The 22,246-nt window shown below is 68.7% G+C and carries 20 protein-coding genes; 17 read left to right on the plus strand and 3 right to left on the minus strand.

Features of this window, described 5'->3' with window-relative positions:
• Positions 1–37 precede the first annotated feature (37 nt).
• The gene (locus ACFY9N_RS04300; RefSeq protein ID WP_391477023.1) at positions 38–844 is read right to left on the minus strand and encodes a DeoR/GlpR family DNA-binding transcription regulator; all 807 of its coding nucleotides are present in this window, start codon (positions 842–844) and stop codon (positions 38–40) included.
• A 231-nt stretch (positions 845–1,075) separates the two neighbouring features.
• On the opposite strand from ACFY9N_RS04300, the gene ACFY9N_RS04305 reads away from it, so the two are divergent.
• The 11 genes from ACFY9N_RS04305 to ACFY9N_RS04355 all read left to right on the plus strand — a co-directional run bounded on the left by ACFY9N_RS04305 (position 1,076) and on the right by ACFY9N_RS04355 (position 12,773).
• On the plus strand, positions 1,076–2,374 hold the full coding sequence (locus ACFY9N_RS04305; RefSeq protein ID WP_391477024.1) for an ABC transporter substrate-binding protein: 1,299 nt from the start codon (positions 1,076–1,078) through the stop codon (positions 2,372–2,374).
• Between the two features lie 82 nt (positions 2,375–2,456).
• A complete protein-coding gene (locus ACFY9N_RS04310) occupies positions 2,457–3,380 on the plus strand; it encodes a carbohydrate ABC transporter permease (RefSeq protein WP_391477025.1) in 924 nt (307 codons plus the stop codon).
• 2 nt (positions 3,381–3,382) lie between these two features.
• Entirely contained in the window at positions 3,383–4,228 is an 846-nt protein-coding gene (locus tag ACFY9N_RS04315) for a carbohydrate ABC transporter permease (protein ID WP_391477026.1), read from the plus strand.
• Between the two features lie 49 nt (positions 4,229–4,277).
• A complete protein-coding gene (locus tag ACFY9N_RS04320; protein ID WP_391477027.1) occupies positions 4,278–5,141 on the plus strand; it encodes a ketose-bisphosphate aldolase in 864 nt (287 codons plus the stop codon).
• Positions 5,142–5,176: 35 nt separating this feature from the next.
• The gene (locus tag ACFY9N_RS04325; RefSeq protein WP_391477028.1) at positions 5,177–6,388 is read left to right on the plus strand and encodes an ADP-dependent glucokinase/phosphofructokinase; all 1,212 of its coding nucleotides are present in this window, start codon (positions 5,177–5,179) and stop codon (positions 6,386–6,388) included.
• A complete protein-coding gene (locus tag ACFY9N_RS04330) occupies positions 6,385–7,374 on the plus strand; it encodes a class I mannose-6-phosphate isomerase (RefSeq protein WP_391477029.1) in 990 nt (329 codons plus the stop codon). Before ACFY9N_RS04325 ends, ACFY9N_RS04330 begins: the two co-directional genes overlap by 4 nt.
• Before the next feature lie 64 nt (positions 7,375–7,438).
• Positions 7,439–7,951, plus strand: a complete 513-nt coding sequence (locus tag ACFY9N_RS04335; RefSeq protein WP_391477030.1) for a DUF3817 domain-containing protein — start codon at positions 7,439–7,441, stop codon at positions 7,949–7,951.
• On the plus strand, positions 7,948–9,534 hold the full coding sequence (guaA, locus tag ACFY9N_RS04340; RefSeq protein ID WP_391477031.1) for a glutamine-hydrolyzing GMP synthase: 1,587 nt from the start codon (positions 7,948–7,950) through the stop codon (positions 9,532–9,534). The genes ACFY9N_RS04335 and guaA overlap by 4 nt, the downstream gene beginning before the upstream one ends.
• A gap of 12 nt (positions 9,535–9,546) precedes the next feature.
• On the plus strand, positions 9,547–10,938 hold the full coding sequence (locus tag ACFY9N_RS04345) for a glycosyltransferase (protein ID WP_391477032.1): 1,392 nt from the start codon (positions 9,547–9,549) through the stop codon (positions 10,936–10,938).
• 109 nt (positions 10,939–11,047) lie between these two features.
• The gene (locus ACFY9N_RS04350) at positions 11,048–11,473 is read left to right on the plus strand and encodes a YciI family protein (RefSeq protein WP_391477033.1); all 426 of its coding nucleotides are present in this window, start codon (positions 11,048–11,050) and stop codon (positions 11,471–11,473) included.
• A gap of 1 nt (position 11,474) precedes the next feature.
• The gene (locus ACFY9N_RS04355; protein WP_391477035.1) at positions 11,475–12,773 is read left to right on the plus strand and encodes an RNA polymerase sigma factor; all 1,299 of its coding nucleotides are present in this window, start codon (positions 11,475–11,477) and stop codon (positions 12,771–12,773) included.
• A 52-nt stretch (positions 12,774–12,825) separates the two neighbouring features.
• On the opposite strand, the gene ACFY9N_RS04360 is transcribed toward ACFY9N_RS04355, so the two are convergent.
• Entirely contained in the window at positions 12,826–13,737 is a 912-nt protein-coding gene (locus ACFY9N_RS04360; RefSeq protein ID WP_391477036.1) for a Bax inhibitor-1/YccA family protein, read from the minus strand.
• Between the two features lie 89 nt (positions 13,738–13,826).
• Here ACFY9N_RS04360 and ACFY9N_RS04365 point away from each other — a divergent pair, with 89 nt between their 5' ends.
• Entirely contained in the window at positions 13,827–14,813 is a 987-nt protein-coding gene (locus tag ACFY9N_RS04365) for a glycerophosphodiester phosphodiesterase family protein (protein ID WP_391477037.1), read from the plus strand.
• Positions 14,814–14,839: 26 nt separating this feature from the next.
• Here the strand turns inward: ACFY9N_RS04365 and ACFY9N_RS04370 are convergent, their stop codons facing one another.
• A complete protein-coding gene (locus tag ACFY9N_RS04370) occupies positions 14,840–15,301 on the minus strand; it encodes a hemerythrin domain-containing protein (protein ID WP_391477039.1) in 462 nt (153 codons plus the stop codon).
• Between the two features lie 63 nt (positions 15,302–15,364).
• On the opposite strand from ACFY9N_RS04370, the gene ACFY9N_RS04375 reads away from it, so the two are divergent.
• From ACFY9N_RS04375 to ligD, 5 genes are all read left to right on the plus strand, one after another.
• Entirely contained in the window at positions 15,365–16,330 is a 966-nt protein-coding gene (locus ACFY9N_RS04375; RefSeq protein WP_391477040.1) for an ABC transporter ATP-binding protein, read from the plus strand.
• The gene (locus ACFY9N_RS04380; RefSeq protein WP_391477041.1) at positions 16,327–17,340 is read left to right on the plus strand and encodes an ABC transporter permease; all 1,014 of its coding nucleotides are present in this window, start codon (positions 16,327–16,329) and stop codon (positions 17,338–17,340) included. The genes ACFY9N_RS04375 and ACFY9N_RS04380 overlap by 4 nt, the downstream gene beginning before the upstream one ends.
• 69 nt (positions 17,341–17,409) lie before the next feature.
• Positions 17,410–19,866, plus strand: a complete 2,457-nt coding sequence (locus tag ACFY9N_RS04385) for an ATP-dependent helicase (RefSeq protein ID WP_391477043.1) — start codon at positions 17,410–17,412, stop codon at positions 19,864–19,866.
• An 87-nt stretch (positions 19,867–19,953) separates the two neighbouring features.
• Positions 19,954–21,114: an SseB family protein gene (locus tag ACFY9N_RS04390; protein WP_391477045.1), complete on the plus strand. Its 1,161-nt coding sequence runs from the start codon at positions 19,954–19,956 to the stop codon at positions 21,112–21,114.
• A 76-nt stretch (positions 21,115–21,190) separates the two neighbouring features.
• A complete protein-coding gene (ligD, locus tag ACFY9N_RS04395; RefSeq protein ID WP_391477046.1) occupies positions 21,191–22,246 on the plus strand; it encodes a non-homologous end-joining DNA ligase in 1,056 nt (351 codons plus the stop codon).

Raw genomic sequence — 22,246 nt, forward strand, 5'->3', positions numbered from 1 at the left:
TGATCCCGGCGGCCTCCGTCGTCGTTCGGGAGAGGTCTCAGGGCACCAGTACCTGCACATCGGCCTGCGCGAGTGCGGCGGCGACGTGCGGGGGTGGCGGGGCATCCGTGATCAGATAGTCGGCGCGCTCGAGCTGGGCGATCTGCGCGAAGAACCGGCGCCCGAGCTTCGAGGAGTCCGCCAGGATCGCGGTGCGCTCGGCGCGCTGCATCATCTCGGACATCATCGCGGCATCACCGAGGTTCGACGCGGAATATCCACCCTCGTCGACGGCTCCGACACCGATGAGAGCGAGGTCGCAGCGGATGTCGACCTCCGGACCGCCGGGGGTCATGGTGAATGTCACCGGACCGGTCGTCGCCTGCGTGATCGAGCGCACCGCGCCACCGAACACGTACAGGTCGCGGAACGCGGTGGGGGCGATCTCGGCCGGGATCCGCAGGTTGTTGGTCGCGATCGTCAGATCCTGATGGTTGCGGAGAGCGCGGGCGACCGCCAACGTCGTCGTTCCGGCGTTCAGCATCACCACCGACCCGTCTTCGATCAGGCCGGCGGCGATACGGGCGATGCGCTCCTTCTCCTCGGTCTGCACGCGCATGCGCACGTCGAGCGCACGGTCCTTGAGGGGACCGGTCGCGGCGCTCACGGCGCCACCGTGGGTGCGGACGAGCACGCCCTCGCGGTCGAGTTGATCGAGATCGCGGCGGATCGTGTCGATCGAGACGCCGAAGTGCTCGGCGAGGTCGCCGACCGTGACCTGCCCCGTCTGCTCGACGTAGCTGGCGAGATCGGCCTTCCTGCCCGCGGGGAGGCGACGACGATGTGCCGGTGCGGTTGATTCCATGCAGACATCTCTAGCACACGAAAGCGTCGAACATTGCAGATCGATGCAGAAAACGGCACATCGAGTGAGCGTCGATTTTCCGGGGGAGTTGCGTGGCCAACCGCGGAAATCTGTAACGACATGCCTGAATTACCCCTTGACGTGCCCGCAAATGCGGGCATAACATGGCTCAAAACCGCATGAACAAGCATTGAAGCGCGTGATGCGGCACGATCTCGAAGAGGAGAAGTGATGAGCACAGTGCGACTGGGGCAGCGACGCACCCGGAACATCGTCGGAGCCGCCGCAACGGCCGTGACCCTTCTGGCGGTGTCGGGCTGTGCGCCCAGCACCGGCGGCGACAGCGGTGGCGACGGCGGCGACGTGACGATCGAATTCGCCCAGTGGTGGGAACCGGAACTGCCCGATGGCGAGTTCCGCGCTCTCATCGATGAGTTCGAGGCGGCGAACCCCGGGATCACGGTCGATCTCGTGAGCGGTCCGTACGCCTCCACCAAGGAGCAGTTGTTCGCGGGTGCGGCATCCGGAACCATGCCCGATGTCGTCGGTCTCGACGGCGCGTGGGTCAACGACTTCGCCTCGCAGGGAGTCATCGCCGACCTCAGCGCCCTGATGGAGGAGTACGACTACGACGACAGCGAGCTCGCCAGCCAGATCCAGGTCGACGGCAGTACCTACATGATCCCGGTCGTCAACTTCGTGTACCCGATGTTCACGAACGATGCGCTCCTCGCCGAGGCCGGCGTCGACGCTCCGCCCGCCACCCGGAGCGAGTTCGCGGATGCCGCGGAGAAGGTGTCCGCCCTCGGTGGCGACGTCTCCGGATGGGTCCTCCCGCTCTCGCTCGAGGCGCCGAACGGCGTGCAGAACGACGTCATGTCGTGGGTCTGGGCATCCGGCGGCTCCATGCTGAAGGACGGCCAGCCCGATCTCACCAACGACGACGTGACCTCGGCGGTCGAGTACATCGGCGAGCTGTGGGACGCGGGCGTGATCGCCTCCGGCTCGTTCACGATGAAGGAGCAGGACAAGGTCGAGGAGTTCACCAACGGCCGTGCCGGGATGATGATCGACTCGCTCGCGCACATCAACCTCATCCGCGAGACGAACCCCGATCTCGAGTTCTCGATCTCGGCGATCCCCGCCGAGGACGGATACGAGGGCGAGCGCGGCATCCCCTATGCCTCCTGGGGCATCGGCGTCGCCGAGAACTCCGAGCACAAGGAAGCGGCGTTCAAGCTCGTCGAGTTCCTGATGAGCCAGGAGACCAACTCGACGCTCTCGACGATGGCGAAGGCCTTCCCCGGCAACTCGACCTCGGTTCCCGATTTCGTGAACGACGACGAGCTGTTTAAGACCGCGTTCGACATCTACCAGGCCGGCTACCCCGCCAACGAGTTCACCGGTCTCCCGGTGGCGGAGGAGCTGATGCGCCAGTTCGGCGAGCAGCTGCAGTCCGCGCTCGACGGGCAGCAGTCGATCCCCGACGCGCTCAAGGCGGCGCAGACGTCCTGGGAAGCGGAGTTCTGAGCTCCTCGCCTCCCGCCTGAACGGGGTGCCGCATCGCCGATGATGCGGTGCGGCACCCGACCAACCTAGGAGCCTGCACCTCATGAGCCTGAGAACGACCGACGACACCGAGGTGATCGTCACCGGCGTGCCGCACTCGCGGCGCCGACGGCAACTGCGCAAGACGACCGAGTCGTACGCTTTCCTCTCGCCGACGATCATCCTGCTGTTCGTCCTGATGATCGTGCCAATCGTCATGGTGATCGGATACTCATTCCAGGACAACGTGATCCTGAACAAGTCGCCGGAGTTCGTCGGCATCGGCAACTACGTCGAGATCCTCTCGGACCCGCGGTTCTGGAAAGCCACCGGCAACACGATCCTGTTCACGGTGACGAGCGTGCTGGCCCACCTGGTGCTCGGCCTCGCGTTCGCGATGATGCTGAACAGTCCTCTTCTCGGCCGGGTCTCCCGCTCGCTGTTCCGGGCTCTCTACGTTCTGCCGTGGCTGTTCACGGTCGCCGTGATCGCGGTGCTGTGGCGCATGCTCCTCGCCCCGAACGGCGTGATCAACTTCCTGCTCAACACCGACATCGAATGGCTCGCCTCCCCGCAGCTGGCATTGGGCACCATCATCTTCATCAACATCTGGGCCGGCTATCCGTTCTTCATGGTGAGCCTGCTCGCCGGGCTCCAGGGCGTTCCCGCCGAACTCCACGAGGCGGCCACCGTCGACGGCGCGAACAACGTGCAACGCTTCTGGAACGTGACGATCCCGCAGCTGCGGCCGATCATCGTGAGCCTCGTGCTCCTCGACCTGATCTGGACGTCGCAGCAGTTCGCCCTCATCTGGATGACCACCGGCGGCGGTCCGATCGACGTCACCGAGGTGCTGAGCACCTTCACCTACAAGCTCGCGTTCGCCAAGTACGACTTCTCGCTCGCCGCGACCTCCGCCGTGCTCGTGCTGCTGATGTCGATGGTGCTCGCCGTGTTCTACGTCCGTCACCAGAAAGCGAGGGACTGATCATGGCGCTCACCGTCAAGAACCGCCGCGTGGTCGCGAAGGGCTCGCTGCTGATCGGCCTGGTCATCGGAGCAGTCTTCGCCGCCGGGCCCGTGCTGTGGATGCTCTCGAGCTCGTTCAAGTCCAACACCCAGATCTTCGAACTGCCGCCGCGCCTCGTGACCGACACCTTCTCGTTCGACGCGTACATCGCGATCTTCACGAACGCCGAGACGGTGCGGTTCTTCCTCAACAGCTACATCGTCGCGGGGTCGGTCACGATCCTCACCCTCATCGTCGCGATCCAGGCCGCCTACGCCTTCAGCCGCTTCGACTTCCGGGGCAAGCGCATCCTCAACGTGGTGATCGTGAGCGTGCAGGCCGTGCCGCCGATCACGTTGCTGATCCCGTACTTCGGGCTCATGGTCGCCCTCGGCCTGTACAACTCCTATGCCGGCCTGATCCTCACGTACATGGTGTTCACCCTGCCCTACGCGATCATCATGATGACCGGGTACTTCAACACCCTGCCGCGCGAGCTCGACGAGGCCGTCCGCGTCGACGGCGCGGGGTCGTTCACCGCACTGTGGCGCATCCTCGTGCCGATCTCGGTGCCGGGCATCGTCTCGGTGGGCATCTACACGTTCATGATCGCGTGGAACGAGTACCTCTTCGCACTCACGCTCACCCGCACGATCGACATGCGCACGGTGCCCATCGGCATCCAACTCCTCATGGGTCAGCACTCCTACGAGTGGAACCAGATCATGGCCATGAGCGTGCTCGGGTCGATCCCCGTGCTCATCCTCTTCCTCTTCTTCCAGCGCTACTTCATCAGCGGCCTCACGGCCGGGTCGGTGAAGAGCTGACAGCCACCCCGTCCGGGGCCTTCGACCATCACGAAAACAGGAGAAACACGTGCTCTACACCGGAAAATCCATCCTCGACGTCGCCAACGCGCACAACTTCGCGATCCCGGCGTTCAACATCAGCGACTGGGCGATGTTCAACGGAGTCATGGACATCAGCGAGGAGAAGAACGCCCCGGTGATCATCGCGATCCACCCGGACGAGGTCTCGCACATCACCACCGACCTGATCGCCGCGATGCACTCCCGCGCGCACCGCTCGAGCGTCCCCGTGGCGATCCACTGGGACCACGGCGGCAGCTACGAGCAGATGATCACCGCGATCCAGTCCGGGTTCACCTCGGTCATGATCGACGCGTCGCTGCTGCCGTTCGACGAGAACGTCGCCCTCACCCGCAAGGTCGTCGAGGCCGCCCACGCCGTCGGCGTCCAGGTCGAGGGCGAACTCGGCACGATCGGCGCGAACGACAGCTACGGCGAGTCCGGTGCCGCGGAGATCATCTACACCAACGTCGACGACGCGGTGCGCTTCGTCGAGGAGACGGGCGTCGACAGCCTGGCCATCGCGATCGGCACCTCGCACGGTCTGTACCCCGCCGAGAAGAACCCGGAGCTGCGTCACGACCTGCTCCAGGAGATCAAGGCCGCGGTCGGCATCCCGCTCGTGCTGCACGGCGGATCGGCGAACCCCGACTCCGAGCTGCGTCGGGCCGTCGAGCTGGGTATCAACAAGATCAACATCTCCAGCGATATCAAGGTCTCTTACCACAACCGCATGCGCGAGATCCTCGGCACCGACGAGCGTCTGCGCGAGCCGAACGCGATCCAGCCCGAGCCGATCGCCGCCCTCAAGGCGACCGCGGCTGAGAAGATCGAACTGTTCGGCGCGGACGGTAAGGCCGACCTGTACTGACCGGCACGGATCTCGATGGGGAGGGCGATCGACGCATGATCGGCGACGTGGGCGAGCGACTCGTGCTCGGGCTCGGGGGAACGGTCGACTTCGAACTGCGATGGGACTCCGTCGTGGTCGGTCGGCTGGCCCGGGAACATCGCATCCGGAGGAACGAGCTGATCGCCACGGCGCCGATCGTCGACGAACGCTCGCTCCTGGTGGCCGTGCTCGCATTCGTCGCGGCCGGCACCGGGGCCGAGCGCTTCGTCGAGTCGTCCGCGGTGATCGAGAGTTTCGCCGCGCACTTCGACGTGGCGGTGACCCTGGGCGGCACGGGCGTGCGGGCGGGGCTCGTGCTCGACAGCCTCGGCATCCCGAGCGTCCAGCACCTGGTGAGCGTCGACGACAACGTCCGTCGCCTGCTCCCGGAGCGCGTCACCTACGTGTCATCGGCCGAGCGGGACACCCTCGATCCCCACCTGATTGTGCAGTACCCGGTCGGGGCCCACGTGCAGCTGGCCGACGGCGACATCGTCTCCCCGAGCGCGAACCGACTGATCTTCGCGAACGACCCGCCGAATCGTGAGATGCGTCTCGCCGACGATCTGCCGGAGGCGCTGGCCGGAGCATCCGTCTTCCTGGTGTCGGGATTCAACACGATGCAGGACCACAGCCTGCTCGAGCGCCGGCTCGACGAGCTGCTCGGGGCGCTCGCGTCGCTGCCCGACGACGCGCTGGTGTACTACGAGGACGCGGGCTTCTACACGCGCGCCTTCTCGCACACGGTCCGGGAGCGGCTGCTCCCGCGCATCGACGTCTACGGCATGAACGAGGACGAGCTGCAGGAGTACCTCGGCCGGTCCATCGATCTCCTCGATCCGACCGGGGTGATCGATGCTCTCGCCGTGATCGCCCGGCTGATTCCCGCCCCCGCGTTGGTCGTGCACACCCGGCACTGGGCGATCGCCGTCGGAGCGGATGCCGTGCGTCACCGTGCAGCGCTGGAGAGCGCCGTGCGGGTCGCCGCGACGCGCTACCGTCTCGGCGACGGATTCTCGGAGGCGGATGCCGAGGAGACGGCAACCATGGCCCGGAGTCGGCGCGGCACCGAGCTGGTCGCCGCGGTCGAGCGCGGACTCCCCGGGACGGTCGGGGTCGCTGCCTTCGCCCTCGACATCGCCGAGCCGACCACGATCGGGCTCGGTGACACCTTCGTGGGCGGATTCCTCGCCGCGCATGCCGATGTGGATGGAGAAACCCGATGAACCCGATGAACCCGATCGCCCTCGCTGCGAACCGTCCGGCCGAGCGTTTCTATCGCGGCGGGGAGCGCCTCCGCGCATTCCGCGGCGACCAGGGGGTCGCGCCTCGCGAGCCAGAGGACTGGGTCGGGTCCGTGACGACCGTGCGCGGCGAGGAGGCGCTCGGCCTCACCACGCTGCCAGACGGGCGTCTTCTGCGCGACGCGATCGCCGAGGACCCGGTCGCCTGGCTGGGGGAGGAGCATGTCGACCGATGGAGTGACGATGCTCAGCTCCTGGTCAAGCTGCTCGACGCGGGAGAGCGGCTGCCGGTGCACGCGCATCCGCATGACGACTTCGCGGCCGGACACCTGGGCCGAGCGCACGGCAAGGCGGAGGCCTGGTACATCCTCGAGGGCGGGACGGTGCACGTGGCTCTGCGCGAGGACGTGACGGCGGAGGCGCTCGCCGACCTGGTCGCGCGGCAGGACGTCGCGGCTCTCCTCGGCCTGCTGCACGCGATCGAGGTCGGACCGGGCGACGTCGTCTGGGTGCCGCCGGGAGAGCTGCACGCGATCGGCGCGGGGGTGCTGCTGCTCGAGCTGCAGCAGCCAGAGGACCTCTCGATCCTGCTCGAGTGGGACGGGTTCGCGATCGACGGTCCCGGCGAGGGGCACCTGGGTCTCGGGTTCGATCTCGCCCTGACGGCGGTGAACCGCGCCGGACGCGATCGGGCGGACCTCGATGCGCTCGTGCGACGGGCGCCGCGATCGGGGTCGGTGCTCCCGGCGGCGGCCGACGAGTACTTCCGTCTCGACCGGATTCCGGTCGATGGCGAGACCCTGGCGCTCGATCCCGGATTCGCGATCGTCGTCGTGGTCGACGGCGAGATCGCACTGGGCGCCCAGAGGTTCCCGGTGGGGTCGACGGTGCTCGTTCCCGCCGCGGCGTCGGTGCGCGTGCTGACGGGCCGCGGCGAAGCGCTGATCGCCCGGCCACCGGCGCCGTGAGCACGCGATGAGCCGGGGATCCGCGCCGGATCGAGCCGCTCGGCGCGCCGACTAGACTGGACGCATGCCCGAACCGAAAGTCGCCAGTTTTCCGGCGATCCGCGGTGCGCTGAAGTTCTACCAGATCGCGTCGATCATCACCGGAGTCATGCTGCTCCTGCTGCTGGCCGAGATGGTGCTGAAGTACACGCCGATCCACCTCGAACTGTTCCTCGGAGGATCGGGCGGACCGCTCTGGTTCGCCGGCGTCCTCGCCGGGCCCGACTGCCAGTGGTGGTCGCTGTTCGCACCGATGACGAACTCCTGCGAGATGACCTCGCTGGGCGACGGTTTCAACCTGTCGCTGTTCATCCTGGTCGCGCACGGTTGGTTCTACGTGGTGTACCTGTTCGCGTGCTTCCGCATGTGGAGCCTGATGCGCTGGCCGTTCCCGCGCTTCATCCTGCTCGCGCTCGGCGGTGTCATCCCGCTGCTGTCGTTCTTCATGGAGGCCATCGTGGCCCGTGAAGTCAAGACCTACCTCGCCACCCGTGAGGCCGCCGAGGCCTCCGCTCCCGCCCCGGAAGGTGCCCGTTGACCGAACAGTCCGAGACCCAGCAGCGCCCCGCGCTCGTCGTCGACTTCGGCGCGCAATACGCGCAGCTGATCGCCCGTCGCGTGCGTGAGGCCGGCGTCTACAGCGAGATCGTGCCGCACACCGCGACCGCTGCCGAGATCGCCGCCAAGAACCCGGTCGCGATCATCCTCTCCGGTGGGCCCTCGTCGGTATACGAAGAGGGCGCACCGCGCCTCGACCCCGCGGTGTTCGACCTCGGTGTTCCGACGCTCGGCATCTGCTACGGCTTCCAGTACATGGCCCAGACCCTGGGCGGCGAGGTCGCGAACACCGGCCTGCGCGAGTACGGGGCGACGGATGCCGTCATCACAGGTGACGGCGGCACGCTCCTCGGCGGTCAGCCGCTCGAGCAGAACGTGTGGATGAGCCACGGCGACCAGGTCGCCCGCGCTCCCGAGGGCTTCGACGTGCTGGCGACGACGGATGCGACCAAGGTCGCGGCGTTCGCGAACGAGGACCGCGGCTTCTACGGCGTGCAGTGGCACCCGGAGGTCAAGCACTCCGACCACGGCCAGCGCGTGCTCGAGAACTTCCTGCACAAGGGCGCCGGTCTCGCGTCCGATTGGAACAGCGACAACGTGATCGCCGAGCAGATCGAGCGCATCCGCGAGCAGGTGGGCGACGCCCGGGTCATCTCGGCGCTCTCCGGCGGCGTCGACTCCGCGGTCTCCACCGCCCTCGTGCACAAGGCCATCGGCGACCAGCTCACCGCCGTGTTCGTCGACCATGGCCTGCTCCGCAAGGGCGAGCGCGAGCAGGTCGAGAAGGACTACGTCGAGTCGACCGGTGTGCGGCTCATCACGGTCGATGCCGCCGACACGTTCCTCGGACACCTGAAGGGTGTGACCGATCCCGAGGAGAAGCGCAAGATCATCGGGCGCGAGTTCATCCGTGCCTTCGAGAAGGTGCAGCTCGACCTCGTCGCCGAGGCGAAGGCCTCGGGCGGTGCGCCGGTCAAGTTCCTCGTGCAGGGGACCCTCTACCCCGACGTCGTCGAGTCCGGCGGCGGTGCGGGCACCGCGAACATCAAGTCGCACCACAACGTGGGCGGCCTGCCCGACGACCTCGACTTCGAGCTGATCGAGCCGCTGCGCGCGCTGTTCAAGGACGAGGTTCGGGCGATCGGGCGCGAGCTCGGCATCCCCGAGGCGATCGTCGGTCGTCAGCCCTTCCCGGGCCCCGGCCTCGGCATCCGCATCATCGGCGAGGTCACGGCCGACCGCCTGGAGATCCTCCGCGAGGCCGATGCCATCGCCCGTGAGGAGCTCACGAAGGCGGGCCTCGACCAGGAGATCTGGCAGTGCCCCGTCGTGCTTCTCGCCGACGTGCGCTCGGTGGGCGTGCAGGGCGACGGCCGCACCTACGGGCATCCGATCGTGCTGCGTCCCGTGTCGAGTGAAGACGCGATGACGGCCGATTGGACGCGTCTGCCGTACGACGTGCTCTCCAAGATCTCGAACCGCATCACCAACGGCGTTCGCGACGTCAACCGCGTCGTGCTCGACGTCACGTCGAAGCCGCCGGGGACGATCGAGTGGGAGTGACGGACACGAAGCGTGTCGCTTCCGTCTGACGGTGTGCCGGCCCTGCCGGACGCCGAGTACCTGGTGCTGTCGAGCCGGCTCATCCCCGACCTCGACGGCGGCTACACGATCGCGACGCTGTCGCGCGCCCGGCAGTTGGCCGGTGCAGGTGTGGCCGACGGGCGCGGACCGCAGTTGCTCACCTTCGACCCGGGCACTGCGGCGGACCACGCGCAGCATCGTGAGACCTTCGTCTCGCGCGGTGCGCTGGTCGACGCTTCGCGCCTGCGCAACCTCTTCGACGAGGCGGTCGATGCCGAGGGTGGAGCAGCCGCCTGGTTGCGTGCGGTCGCGGATCCGGCCTTGGTCGCGAACGCGGATGTCGAGTACCGCACGATCGCGGATGCCGAGGGGCGGCCGTTCGTCGCACTCCCGGTGATCCCGGGGAACCCCGATTGGCACCTGAGCGTCGAACCCGTGCAGATCTTCGACGCGGCGGGCGCGGTCGTCGGCGGAGTCGCCGGCTTCGGCGGACTGTACCGCGCGTGGCTGTCGCACCTGACCGCAGGCCTCGGTGATCGCCCGATCGTCATCATCTGCGAGGCCCGGCAGCTCGGCGAGCTCATCGCGGGATGGCAGGACCCGCGCGTACGCATCCTCCACACGATCCATACGATCCACCTCGAGGCTCCGTACACCGCGGACGCCCCGACCAACGCGCTGTGGACGCGCTGGTTCGCCCTCTCCGATCGTTTCGACGCCGTGATCTGGCCGACGGCGACCCAGCGCGACGACGTCGTGGCGCGCTTCGGCACCGCGGCCCGGAACGAGACGGTGCCGAACCCGATCTCTCCGGTCGCGTGCCGTGACGATCTGCGGGAGCCGGGTCTGGTCGTCGTGCTCGGGCGCCTGGCGCCGGGTAAGCGAGTCGATCAGGCCATCCGCGCGTTCCTGACGGCCGACGTGCCCGGGACCCGCCTCGAGATCTGGGGCGGGGGACCCGAGCAGGAGCGCCTTGCCGCCCTCATCACCGAGCTGGGCGCCGACGATCGCATCGTGCTCGCCGGGTACACAGATGACCCGGGGCGCGTGCTCGACCGGGCTTCGGTCGTGCTCACCGCCACAGCCTTCGAGGGGCAGCCGCTGTCGATCGTCGAAGCGCTGCTGCACGGAGCGCCGGTCGTGTCGTACGACGTGCGGTACGGCATCCGCGATGTCCTGGGAACGGGCGGGGGAGTGCTCGCCCCGAGCGGCGACGTCGATGCGTTGGCCGCCGCCCTGCGCGGCGTGCTGGCCGACCCCGCGCTGCTCGCGCGGCTGAGCGCCGAGGCCCCCGAGGTGGCTGCCGCGTGGAGCCCGGAGAAATCGCTGAGCGCGCTCACCGCCGTGATCGCTGACGCCGTCGCCCGCCCGCCGCGCCGCTGACGAAAAGAAATCTCGGAGAATTTCGGATCGACTGTCGATCCGGTGCATTCGCGTTCGACGTCTTTGATGAGAGGGTCGAGAAACGACCCCATCCATCAAGGAGGACATCATGAAGTACATGCTCATCATGCGCGCGACCGACGAGGCCGTCGAGGCGTACAAGGAGATCCCCTTCGAGCAGGTCATCGAGGCGATGGGGAAGTACAACGAGTCGATGATCAAGGCGGGCGTGCTGGCCGCGGGCGAGGGGCTGACCGATGCGTCGGAGGGCTTCGTCGTCGACTTCAGCGCCGAGACCCCGCTCATCACCGACGGCCCCTATGGCGAGACCAAGGAGCTGTTCAACGGCTTCTGGATCCTCGAGGTGTCGAGCCGCGAGGAGGCCGCTGAGTGGGCGAGCCGTGCGCCGCTCGGGCCGGGATCGTTCCTCGAGGTGCGCCGGGTGACCGACATGTCGGACTTCCCGGCCGACAACGAGTGGATCGAGAAGGAAGCCGGCTGGCGCGAGGAGCAGGCGCAGCGCGCCCAGCAGTGAGATGACGTCCCCCTCCGACGACGCGACGGTGCGCCCCTCTCCCTCTCCGGAGGGGGTGGAGCGCACCATCGCCGCGGTGTGGCGGATCGAGTCGGCGAAGATCGTCGGTACGCTCGCCCGCATGGTGGGCGACTTCGGTTGGGCGGAGGACCTCGCGCAGGAGGCGCTCCTCGATGCGCTGCGGCAGTGGCCGATCGAGGGTGTACCGCGCAACGGTGCCGCCTGGTTGACGGCCGTCGCGAAGCGCAAGGCGATCGACGGCTGGCGACGGCAGGAGCGTCTCGACGAACGTATCGAGGTGCTCGCCCACGACCTCGAGCGCGAGCAGAGCGAAGGGATGGACGCCGCGCCCTGGGACCCGGATGCCGTCGACGACGACGTGCTCCGGCTGATGTTCATCGCCTGCCACCCGGTGCTGTCGCGGGAGGCCCAGGTCGCCCTCACCCTCCGCGTGGTCGCGGGGCTGTCGAGCGAGGAGATCGCCCGCGCGTTCCTGGTTCCCACGGCCACCGTGCAGCAGCGCATCGTGCGCGCGAAGAAGACACTGGCCGCCGCCGCGGTGCCCTTCGAGACGCCCCCGCGCGAGGAGCACGCCGCCCGGCTCGGGGCTCTCCTCGGAGTCGTGTACTTGATCTTCAACGAAGCGCACGCGGCGAGCAGCGGACCGGACTGGATGCGCCCCGATCTCGCCGACGAGGCGATCAGACTGGGCCGTGTGCTCGTCGGACTGATGCCCCGCGAACCGGACGCCCTCGGGTTGCTCGCGCTGATGGAGCTCACCGCGGCGCGATTCCCGGCGCGCATCGATGCGCAGGGCGCCCCTGTACTCCTGGGCGATCAGGACCGACGGCTCTGGGATCGCAGCAGGATCACGCGAGGACGCGACGCCCTGGCGCGAGCGGATGCCGTCGGCCGAGGTCGCGGCGCCTACGGGCTGCAGGCGGCGATCGCCGAGTGCCATGCCGTCGCTCCGTCGATCGAGGAGACCGGCTGGGATCGGATCGTCGTGCTCTACGAGGCGCTCGGGCGTCTCGCGCCGTCGCCCGTCGTCGAGCTCAATCGGGCGGCCGCCGTCGCGATGGCCACCGGACCCGCTTCGGCGCTGAAGGTCCTGAATCAGCTGGAGGCGTCCGGAGCGCTGCGCGGGTATCACTTGCTGCCGGCGACCCGGGCCGAGGTGCTGCGTCGCCTCGGACGCGAGGAGGAGGCGCGCAGTGAGTTCGCGACGGCCGCAGGCCTCGCGGGCAACGATCGCGAACGCGCTCTGCTCGAGGCGAAGGCGCGCGGCGGCCGGACATGACGGAAGGCCCGTCTCCGAGGAGACGGGCCTTCCGTGACGTGCCGGGGGATCGTCAGTTGTTGCCGCGGACGATCGCGATGATGCGCAGGATCTCGACGTACAGCCAGACGACCGTGACCATGATGCCGAAGGCACCCATCCAGCCGAACTGACGCGGAGCGCCGTTACGCACGCCCTGCTGGATCTGGTCGAAGTCGAGCACGAGCGAGTACGCGGCCATGATGACCACCAGCACACCGATGATGAGGCCGAGCGGGATCCCGGCGATCGTCGCGCTGTAGAGGCCGAACGTCTGGCTCGCGGGCAGGACACCGGTCCACATGAGCACGAGGTTCAGGAGCGAGAAGACCAGGTAGCCGACCATCGCGATCATGAAGATCTTGGTGGCCTTCTTCGACGCGCGGATCTTGCCGCTGGCGAAGAGGGCGAGGGTCACGCCGACGACCGAGACCGTGGCGAGCGTCGCCTGCAGCACGATGCCCGGGTAGATCACCTCGAAGAAGGCCGAGATGCCACCGATGAAGAGGCCCTCAAGGGCGGCGTAGGCGAAGATCAGCGCCGGACGCACCTTCTTGCGCGAGGTGAAGGTGATGACCATCGCGAGCACGAAGCCGCCGAGCGCGCCGATCATCCACGGCACGAGCGAGACGTTGGAGAACGAGTTGATGTCGGTGCCGCCGAGCGTCCACACCCAGCCGATCGCCGCGGTGACGAGCAGGATGCCGAAGAGGCCGGCGGTCTTCCAGACGGTGTCCTCGACGGACATGCGGTCGGTCTCGATCGAGCCGGCCGGGGGAGCCGCGTACATGCCCTCGAGCTGCGCGTTGGCGGCGGCGTCGACGGTGGCGTGCTGGAACGATGCGGCCTGGGCCCCCTGAGCACCCTGCGGTGCGCCGGGATAGGTCGCGACGTTGCGCGGATCCTGCTGCTTGAAAGCAGGGTTGTTGAATGCGAAATTGCTCATGGTGGGCCTCACTCCAGAAGGGTGTCGTAGGTCGCTTTCCTCCACGATACCGGCGTGGCGCGCCCGGTGGGGTGTTCTACGCTGAGAGCGTGCCCAGGAAATCACCCCTCGTCATCGGACACCGGGGTGCGCCCGGCTATCGCCCCGAGCACAGCCGCTCGTCGTACGAGCTCGCGCTCGCGATGGGGGTGGATGCCGTCGAGCCCGACGTCGTCGCGACGAAGGACGGTGTGCTGGTCGTGCGCCACGAGAACGAGATCTCGGGCACGACCGACGTGGCCGAGCATCCGGAGTTCGCCGATCGCCGCACCACCAAGCGGGTCGACGGGCAGGCGCTGACCGGCTGGTTCACCGAGGACTTCACATGGGACGAACTGTCGACACTCCGCGGGCGCGAGCGCCTGCCGGAGGTGCGCGCCACCAGCGCGAGCTTCGACGGCGGACAGCCCATCCTCCGCCTCGTGGACCTGCTCGACCTCGTGCGGCACGGATCGGTCGAGCACGGGCGGGAGATCGGCGTGGTCCTCGAGGTCAAGCACGCCACGTACTTCGCGAGCATCGGCCTCGACCTCGTACCCCTGATCGAGCGCGATCTGCGCGCGGCCGGATGGGCCGACGGGGAACTGCCGCTGATCATCGAGTGCTTCGAGCAGACCGTGCTGGGTCAGCTGCGTGCCCGCGGCATCCCGGCGTCGTACATCTACCTGATCGAGTCGTCCGGTCGCCCCTACGACCAGCTCGTCGCCCACGGCAAGAAGGCGCTCACCTACAAGGCGACGGTCGCCCCGCGAGGCCTCAACGGTCTGATCGGCGCGGTCGACGGCATCAGCGTGAGCAAGAAGATGCTGCTCGCGCACGGCAACACGATCGTCGCGGATGCGCACGCGCGCGGCCTGAAGGTCTTCACCTGGACGTGCCGCCCCGAGAACGCCTTCCTCTCTCCCGAGTTCCGGGGCGACGGAGGAAAGGGCGCATTCGGCGACTACGAGGCGGAGTGGGGCGTGATCGCGCGGCAGGGTGTCGACGGGGTCTTCGTCGATCATCCCGACCTCGGCGTGGGGTTCTTCCGCGGCTGAGCGGAAGCGGCACTGAGAGGCCGGCGTCAGAGCGGCCCGAGAACCTCGGTGACGTCGCGGTCGAGGACCAGCGCGCGCAGCGGGGCCAGGATCTCGCGCTCCTCGAAGCGGAAGTGCGACTCCATGATCGCGCCGATCCCGTCGAGGTGCCGCGCGATCGTCGCGGCGTCCTCCTCGCGCTCGGCGGCGCTGCGCAAAGCGCCGAGCAGGTGCGACAGCATCGAATGGTCCTGCATGAGCTTGTCGATCGTGTCCCCGAGCTCGGGATGCTCGCGCCGGAGCTCCGGAAGGAGCGCGCGGTCCTCGCCGCGGTGGTGCCCGTCGAGGGCCGAGCAGAATCCGATGCAGAAGAGCAGCAGGTCGGACGCGGCATCTGCCGGGCCGTCACCGTCCTGGAGCGCCTGTCGCGTCGCGGCCAACGCCGCCCGGAGGCGGGTGTGCGCCGCGCGGAGCTCGGCGTCCCAGGCGATCAGGCGGGCGGCATCCATCGGCTCAGTGTAGGTCGGCGGTGCGCGACGCGCGCGTCGGATGCGGATGCCAGACTGGCCCGCATGAGTGGAATCGTCGTGGAAGACGTCAGCCGGGCCTTCGGGGCGGTGCAGGCCGTCAGGTCGGCCACACTGCGAGCCGAGCCGGGCCGGGTGACCGGACTCGTCGGGCCGAACGGCGCGGGCAAGACGACCCTGCTCCTGATGCTGGCCTCCCTGCTCGCGCCGGACACCGGCACGATCCGGATCGGCGGGGTCGACCCGATGGTCGATCCGTTGGCCGCCCGTCGGTTGCTGGGGTGGATGCCGGACGCTCTCGGCGCCTGGCCGTCGCTGACCGCCCGCGAGACGCTCGTGACGACGGGGCGACTGTACGGCATCGCCCCGACGGATGCCGCGCATCGGGCGGCGGCGCTACTCGATCTCGTCGGACTCGCTCCGCTCGCCGATTCGCCCGCGAAGGTGCTCTCGCGCGGGCAGAAGCAGAAGCTCGGCCTCGCCCGAGCGCTCGTGCACGACCCGCAGGTGCTGCTCCTCGACGAGCCCGCCTCGGGGCTCGATCCCGAGGCGCGCGTGCACCTGCGCGTGCTGCTGCGCCGCCTCGCCGCCGAGGGGCGCACGGTCCTCATCTCGAGCCACATCCTCTCCGAACTCGAGGAGGTCGTCGACGATGCCGTCTTCCTGGTCGCGGGCGCTGTGGTCGACGCGGCACCGGCCCAGGCATCCGTCCGCGCCTGGCGGATCCGGCTGGTGGACGCGTCGCCAGATCGATTGCCCGCCGACGCCTGGCAGGTCGCGTCGACACTGGGGGTGGCTCCGGAGTCGCTCGGCGCAGACCGCGGTGCGGTGCTGATCGGCTTCGAGACCGAGGAATCCGCCGCGCACGCACTGCAGCGACTCGTCACCGCGCAGATCCCGATCTCGGAGTTCGCCCCGGCGCAGAGCGCACTCGAGCACACCTTCCTGCACCTGAACCCGGCGGTCGCCCCGCCGCCCGCGGCCCACCCCGGAACGGAGGCCGGAGCATGAGCATCGCCCACATCGGCACCATCGCCCGCCTCGAGCTGACCCAGCGCCTGCGGAGTGTCGGCTGGTACGTGCTGCTCGGCGTCTTCGCCGCCGTGCTCCTCGGCGTCACCGCGCTGTCGTTCGCCGTCTACTCCTACGGAGACGCCCCGGGCGCGGGCGTGTTCTCGATCGTCGTCAACATGGTGCTGCTGCTCGTCGTCCTGGTGTCGCCGACGTTGAGCGGCAACGCCATCAACGGCGACCGTGAGTCCGCGACCCTCGCCGCGATCCAGGTGACCGCCGTCTCGACGGGCGACATCATGCTCGGCAAACTCGTCGCCGCCGTCGCGACCGGCGGGGCATTCCTGCTCGTGGCGCTGCCGTTCCTCGCGTTCTCCCTGCTCGGCGGGGGAGCCGACCCGCTGGTGCTGCTCGTGTCGATCCTCGTTCTGGCCGCCGAGATCGTCATCGTGGCGGCCATCGGTGTGGGACTGAGCGGGTTGATCGCGCGCCCGCTGTTCTCGGTCGCCACGACATACCTCGTGGTCGCGGGACTCGTGATCGGCACGCTCATCGTCTTCGCGCTGGGTGGCCTCGCCGTGCGCGGCGAGGCGACGAGCTACTCCCGTCCCTACGACGACAACGGTCCGGTCTGCGACGAGTGGGACGAATACACCCACGAGGTGCCCCGCTTCGATCTCGTGTGGTGGGCGCTCGCCGCGAACCCCTTCGTCGTGCTGGCCGATGCCACGCCCACCGAGTACGGCTCCGGCGGCTATCCGGTCGACCTGTTCGGGCAGATCAAGTACGGCGTGAGAAGTGCGCAGCTCTCGCCGCTCGAGCAGCGCTGGGACGACTGCGCGGTGAGTGCTCCCGGTCCGACCCCGCGCGAGGTGATCGACTCCACGGTGCCGAGCTGGTTCGTCGGACTCGGGGTACAGGTCGTGATCGCGGGTGCGCTGTTCGCCGGAGCGTGGTCGCGCACGCGCACACCCGCGCGGATGCTGCCACCGGGGACGCGCATCGCCTGAGGAGCAGGTGCCCGTGCGTGCGGTCCCGGCGAAGGCGGTGTCGGTGGTGCGGCCTAGACTCGTAGAGCCATGACCGAAGCTCCTCTCATCGTTCCCGGAACCGCCGGCCCGCAGGGCCAGGACGACCTCCTCGCCGGCCTCAACCCGCAGCAGCTCGAAGCCGTCACCTACCGCGGCCCCGCGCTGCTCATCGTGGCGGGCGCCGGATCGGGAAAGACGAGTGTGCTCACGCGTCGGATCGCCTCGTTGCTGCGCAGTCGTGAGGCCTGGCCGAGCCAGATCCTCGCGATCACCTTCACGAACAAGGCGGCGGGCGAGATGCGCGAGCGCGTCGAGGGCCTGATCGGCGATGCCGCGCGCGGCATGTGGATCTCGACGTTCCACTCGGCGTGCGTGCGCATCCTGCGGCGCGAGGCGCAGCAGTTCGGGTTCACGAAGTCGTTCACGATCTACGACTCGGGCGATTCCCGTGCACTCATCAAGCGCCTCGTGAAGGAGCACGAGGCCGACGCGTTCGGACTGACCCCGGCATCCGTCCAGTCGCGCATCTCGAAGCTCAAGAACGAGCTGTCGGATGCCGAGTCCTACGCGCGCCAGGCGAACATGTCGGACCCGGCCGAGCGGATCTTCGTCGAGGTCTTCGCCGACTACCAGCGCCAGCTGCAGAAGGCGAACGCCTTCGACTTCGACGACCTGATCGGGCAGACGGTCTACCTCTTCCGCGCGTTCCCCGAGGTGGCCGACACGTATCGCCGCCGGTTCCGGCACATCCTCGTCGACGAGTACCAGGACACGAATCACGCGCAGTACGCGCTCATCCACGAGCTCACACGGCCGCTCGCCTCGTCGTCGGCACCCGACCCGTATGCCTCGAACGGCATGATGATCTTCGAACCCGAGCCGGAGCCGAAGAACGCCGACACCGCGGGCGCATCGCTCACCGTCGTCGGCGACTCCGACCAGTCGATCTACGCCTTCCGAGGCGCCGACATCCGCAACATCAGCGAGTTCGAACGCGATTTCCCCGGTGCGCGCGTGGTGCTGCTCGAGCAGAACTACCGCTCGACGCAGAACATCCTCTCGGCCGCCAACGCGGTGATCGGCAACAACTTCGATCGTAAAGAGAAGAAGCTCTGGAGCGACCGGGGCGAGGGTGACAAGATCATCGGCTTCACCGGCTATTCGCAGCACGACGAGGCCCAGTTCGTCGCCGATGAGATCGAGGCTCTGCACCGCGCCGGCATGCCCTACTCCGAGATGGCCGTCTTCTACCGCACGAACTCGCAATCGCGTGCGCTCGAGGAGATCTTCATCCGTTCGGCGCTGCCCTACAAGATCATGGGCGGCACCAAGTTCTACGAGCGCGCCGAGATCAAGGACGCCCTGGCCTACCTCGTCGCGGTGGCGAACCCCGCTGACGAGATGGCGGTGCGCCGCATCCTCAACAAGCCTCGTCGCGGTATCGGCGACGTGACCGAGACGGCCATCGCCCGCTTCGCCGAGGAGCACGGGATCACCTTCCGCGACGCCCTCTCGATGCCGGCGCAGCTCGGCTTCGGGCCGAAGATCCAAGCGGCGATCGCGCAGCTCGATGCCGTGCTCACCGAGGCGACGGCGATCATGCTCCCGCCGACGGGCGAGGTACCCGCACCGACGACCGTGGCCGACGGCCTCAGCCTGCTGCTCGCGAAGAGCGGCTACCTCGACGCGCTCCGCGCCAGCCGCGACCCGCAAGACGAAGCACGCGTCGAGAACCTCGATGAGTTCGTCGCGGTCGCCCGCGACTTCGCACGCAACAACCCCGAGGGCACGATCGTCGATTTCCTCACCGACGTCGCGCTCGTCGCGGATGCCGACGACCTCGACGACGAGTCGGGCACCGTGTCGCTCATGACGATGCACACCGCCAAGGGGCTCGAGTACGACGCGGTGTTCGTCACCGGCGTCGAGGAAGACCTCATCCCGCACCGCATCTCGGCCGGCGAGCCCGGTGGCCCGCAGGAGGAGCGTCGGCTCTTCTACGTCGGGATCACCCGCGCCCGCAAGCGGCTGCACCTGTCGCTCGCGATGACGCGGGCGCAGTTCGGCGAGGTGACGGTCGCGATGCCGAGCCGCTTCCTGCAGGAGATCCCGGTCGCGCTGATCGATTGGCGCCAGTCGCCCGGAGACGTCAACTCCCGCGGCGGCATGCAGTCGCGCGCGCTCAACGCGCGTCGTGCGGGCGGATTCGGCGGATCCGGGTCGGGCTCCAGCGACCGCTTCGGCGTCAAGCCGCTGCCCGGGCGAGAATCGCTCAAGCCGCTGTCGACCGCCATGGACCGCTTCCCGAACCGGGTCACGGCCAAGGTCCGCGACAACGGCGACCTCGAACTCACGGCAGGTGATCGCATCCGCCACGTCGACTTCGGCGAGGGGCGCGTCGACGCCGTGACCGGTGAAGGGGCCAAGCGCATCGCGCACGTGCGTTTCGACACCGCGGGACAGAAGAAGCTCCTCATCAAGGTCGCGCCGATCGAGAAGATCTGACGGCACGTCGCCCGCGACGCCGGAGGGTGCTGCCGCCGAGGGCGACAGTGCAGAGGGGCGGGGTCGCAGAGGGTTAGGCTGGCTCATATGGCCCTCTTCTCCCGCCGCAAGAAGTCCGCTGACGACGCCGTCACGCCCGCATCTGATTCCGCCGAGGCGGTCGAGGCGCCGACGGACGAGACTCCGGCGGACGGAGGTCCGACGGACGGGACGGGAGCCGCGAACGCGGACTCGACCGCTGCCTCGGAGGATGCTCCCGCTCCGTCGATCGGCATCTCCGTGCAGGCCTTCCGCGGCGTCGGCGCCGCGGCCGGCCCCGAGGTCTCGCTGCCCGACCCCGATGCGAAGCCGGAGAAGGCCGCACCCGCCGCGCCCGTCGCGGCAGCATCCGCTCCTCCCGCGGCCGAACCGCGTCTCCCGCTGGCCCCGGCATCGCCGCCCGAGCAGACCGAGTCCGTTCCCGGCATGAAGGACAACGTCCTGTTGCGCGAAGCGCTGAAGCAGGTCGAGAAGGGCGCCACCAACGAGCAGCTCCTCGGCGTCATGCGCCAGGCGCTCCAGGGACACCTCTTCATCCGGGTCAACGGCGACGCCCGGGCGCAGATCGCCGAGGGCAAGCCCCTCGCCGTCGCTGTCGTGCGCGACGAGGAACGTCAGTTCATGCTCGCCTTCAGCTCGGCTGCCGCGGTGCGCGACTCCGTGAGGCTCGAAGCCGACCCCTCCGCCACCTCGGCCGTGGCGCAGCCCTCGACCTCGGTCATGCAGCAGGTCGTCGCCGGCGACTTCGCGGGGCTCATCATCGACAACGCCTCGGCGCCGCACCGCGTCGTCTTCCCCACCGAGCTCCTCCAGAAGACGCTCGAGCAGGCGGATGCCGAGATGAGGGTCAAGGCCATCGTCGCGGCGCCGCGCGAACAGGACTCCGCAACCCGTGCCGGCGAGGCTCTGGCCGAGACGCGCATGTGGGTGGCCGTGAACGAGGGGGCCGCCGACGGCCAGGTCGGCATCGCCGAGGCGCAGACGACCGACGGCAAGCGGTTCCTGCAGCTGTTCTCGCACCCGCTCGAGGTCATCGCCCTCGGTCGCGGCGACCGCCCGCTGCCCTTCGAGCCCACGCAGCTCGCGAAGGTGCTCGCGGGCCACGACGAGATGGCGGGCGTGGTGATCGATCCGGCCGGCCCGTCGCTCATCGTCGAACGCGACGCCCTCGCTCGCGTGCTCGAACTCGCCCCCGCGACCGAGGACTGACGGCTCCGAGCGCGGCACGGCGCCGGGTCGCGGTTGCGCTCTTCCGCGGGCGACGGCCGCGCTCTAGGGTCGTTGCATGGCCTCCGAACGTGTGCCCGTGACCGTGTCCGACCCCGAGGGGGAGCGCGAGGTCGTTCTCTCCAGCCCGAACCGCGTCGTCTGGCCCGAGGTCGGCATCACGAAGGCCGAGCTGGTCGACTACGTGCAGCGCGTGTCGGAGCCCTTCCTCGCGTCGAACGGCGACCGCCCGGTCTCGCTCGAGCGGTTCCGCGACGGCGTGGGCAGCGAGGGCTTCTTCTCGAAGAACCCGCCGAAGGGCACTCCCGACTACGTCGACGCCGTGACCGTGACGTACAACAGCGGGCGCCGGCATCCGCAGATCGTCCTGAACCGGCCGTCGGCGATCGTCTGGGCCGTGCAGATGAACACGATCGTCTTCCACCCGTGGGCGTCGCTCGCGACCGATCCCGACAACCCCGTCGAGTTGCGTATCGACCTCGATCCGCAACCGGGCACGGATTTCGCGGATGCCGTGACCGCCGCGCACGGTCTGCGCGAGGTACTGAGCGAAGCGGGCCTCGATGCGTTCGCGAAGACGAGCGGCAACCGTGGTCTGCACGTGTTCGCGCCGATCGAGCCCACCCATGAGTTCCTCGACGTGCGGCACGCGGTGATCGCCGCGGGGCGCGAGCTCGAACGCCGCATGCCCGATCGGGTCACGATGAGCTGGTGGAAGGAGGAGCGCGGGGAGCGCATCTTCATCGACTTCAACCAGGCCAATCGCGATCGCACGATGGCGGGTGCGTACAGCCCGCGCGCCCTGCCGGGAGCGACCGTGTCGACCCCGGTCCACTGGGACGAGCTCGACGGCCTCGACCCGACGCGGTTCACGGTGCGCACCGTTCCGCAGCGCCTCGACGAGATCGGCGACCCGTGGGCCGACAAACAGCAGACCCCCGGTCGCATCGACACGCTGCTCGCCTGGTGGGAGCGCGATGTCGCCGACGGCCTGGGCGAGTTGTCGTTCCCGCCCGAGTTCCCCAAGATGCCCGGCGAGCCGCCGCGGGTGCAACCCAGCAAGAAGGTTGCCGCGCACTGGGACGCCGACGGAGAGCCCGCGGCGAAGTACTGA

The organism is Microbacterium sp. NPDC008134, assembly GCF_042957055.1.
Lineage (GTDB): Bacteria > Actinomycetota > Actinomycetes > Actinomycetales > Microbacteriaceae > Microbacterium.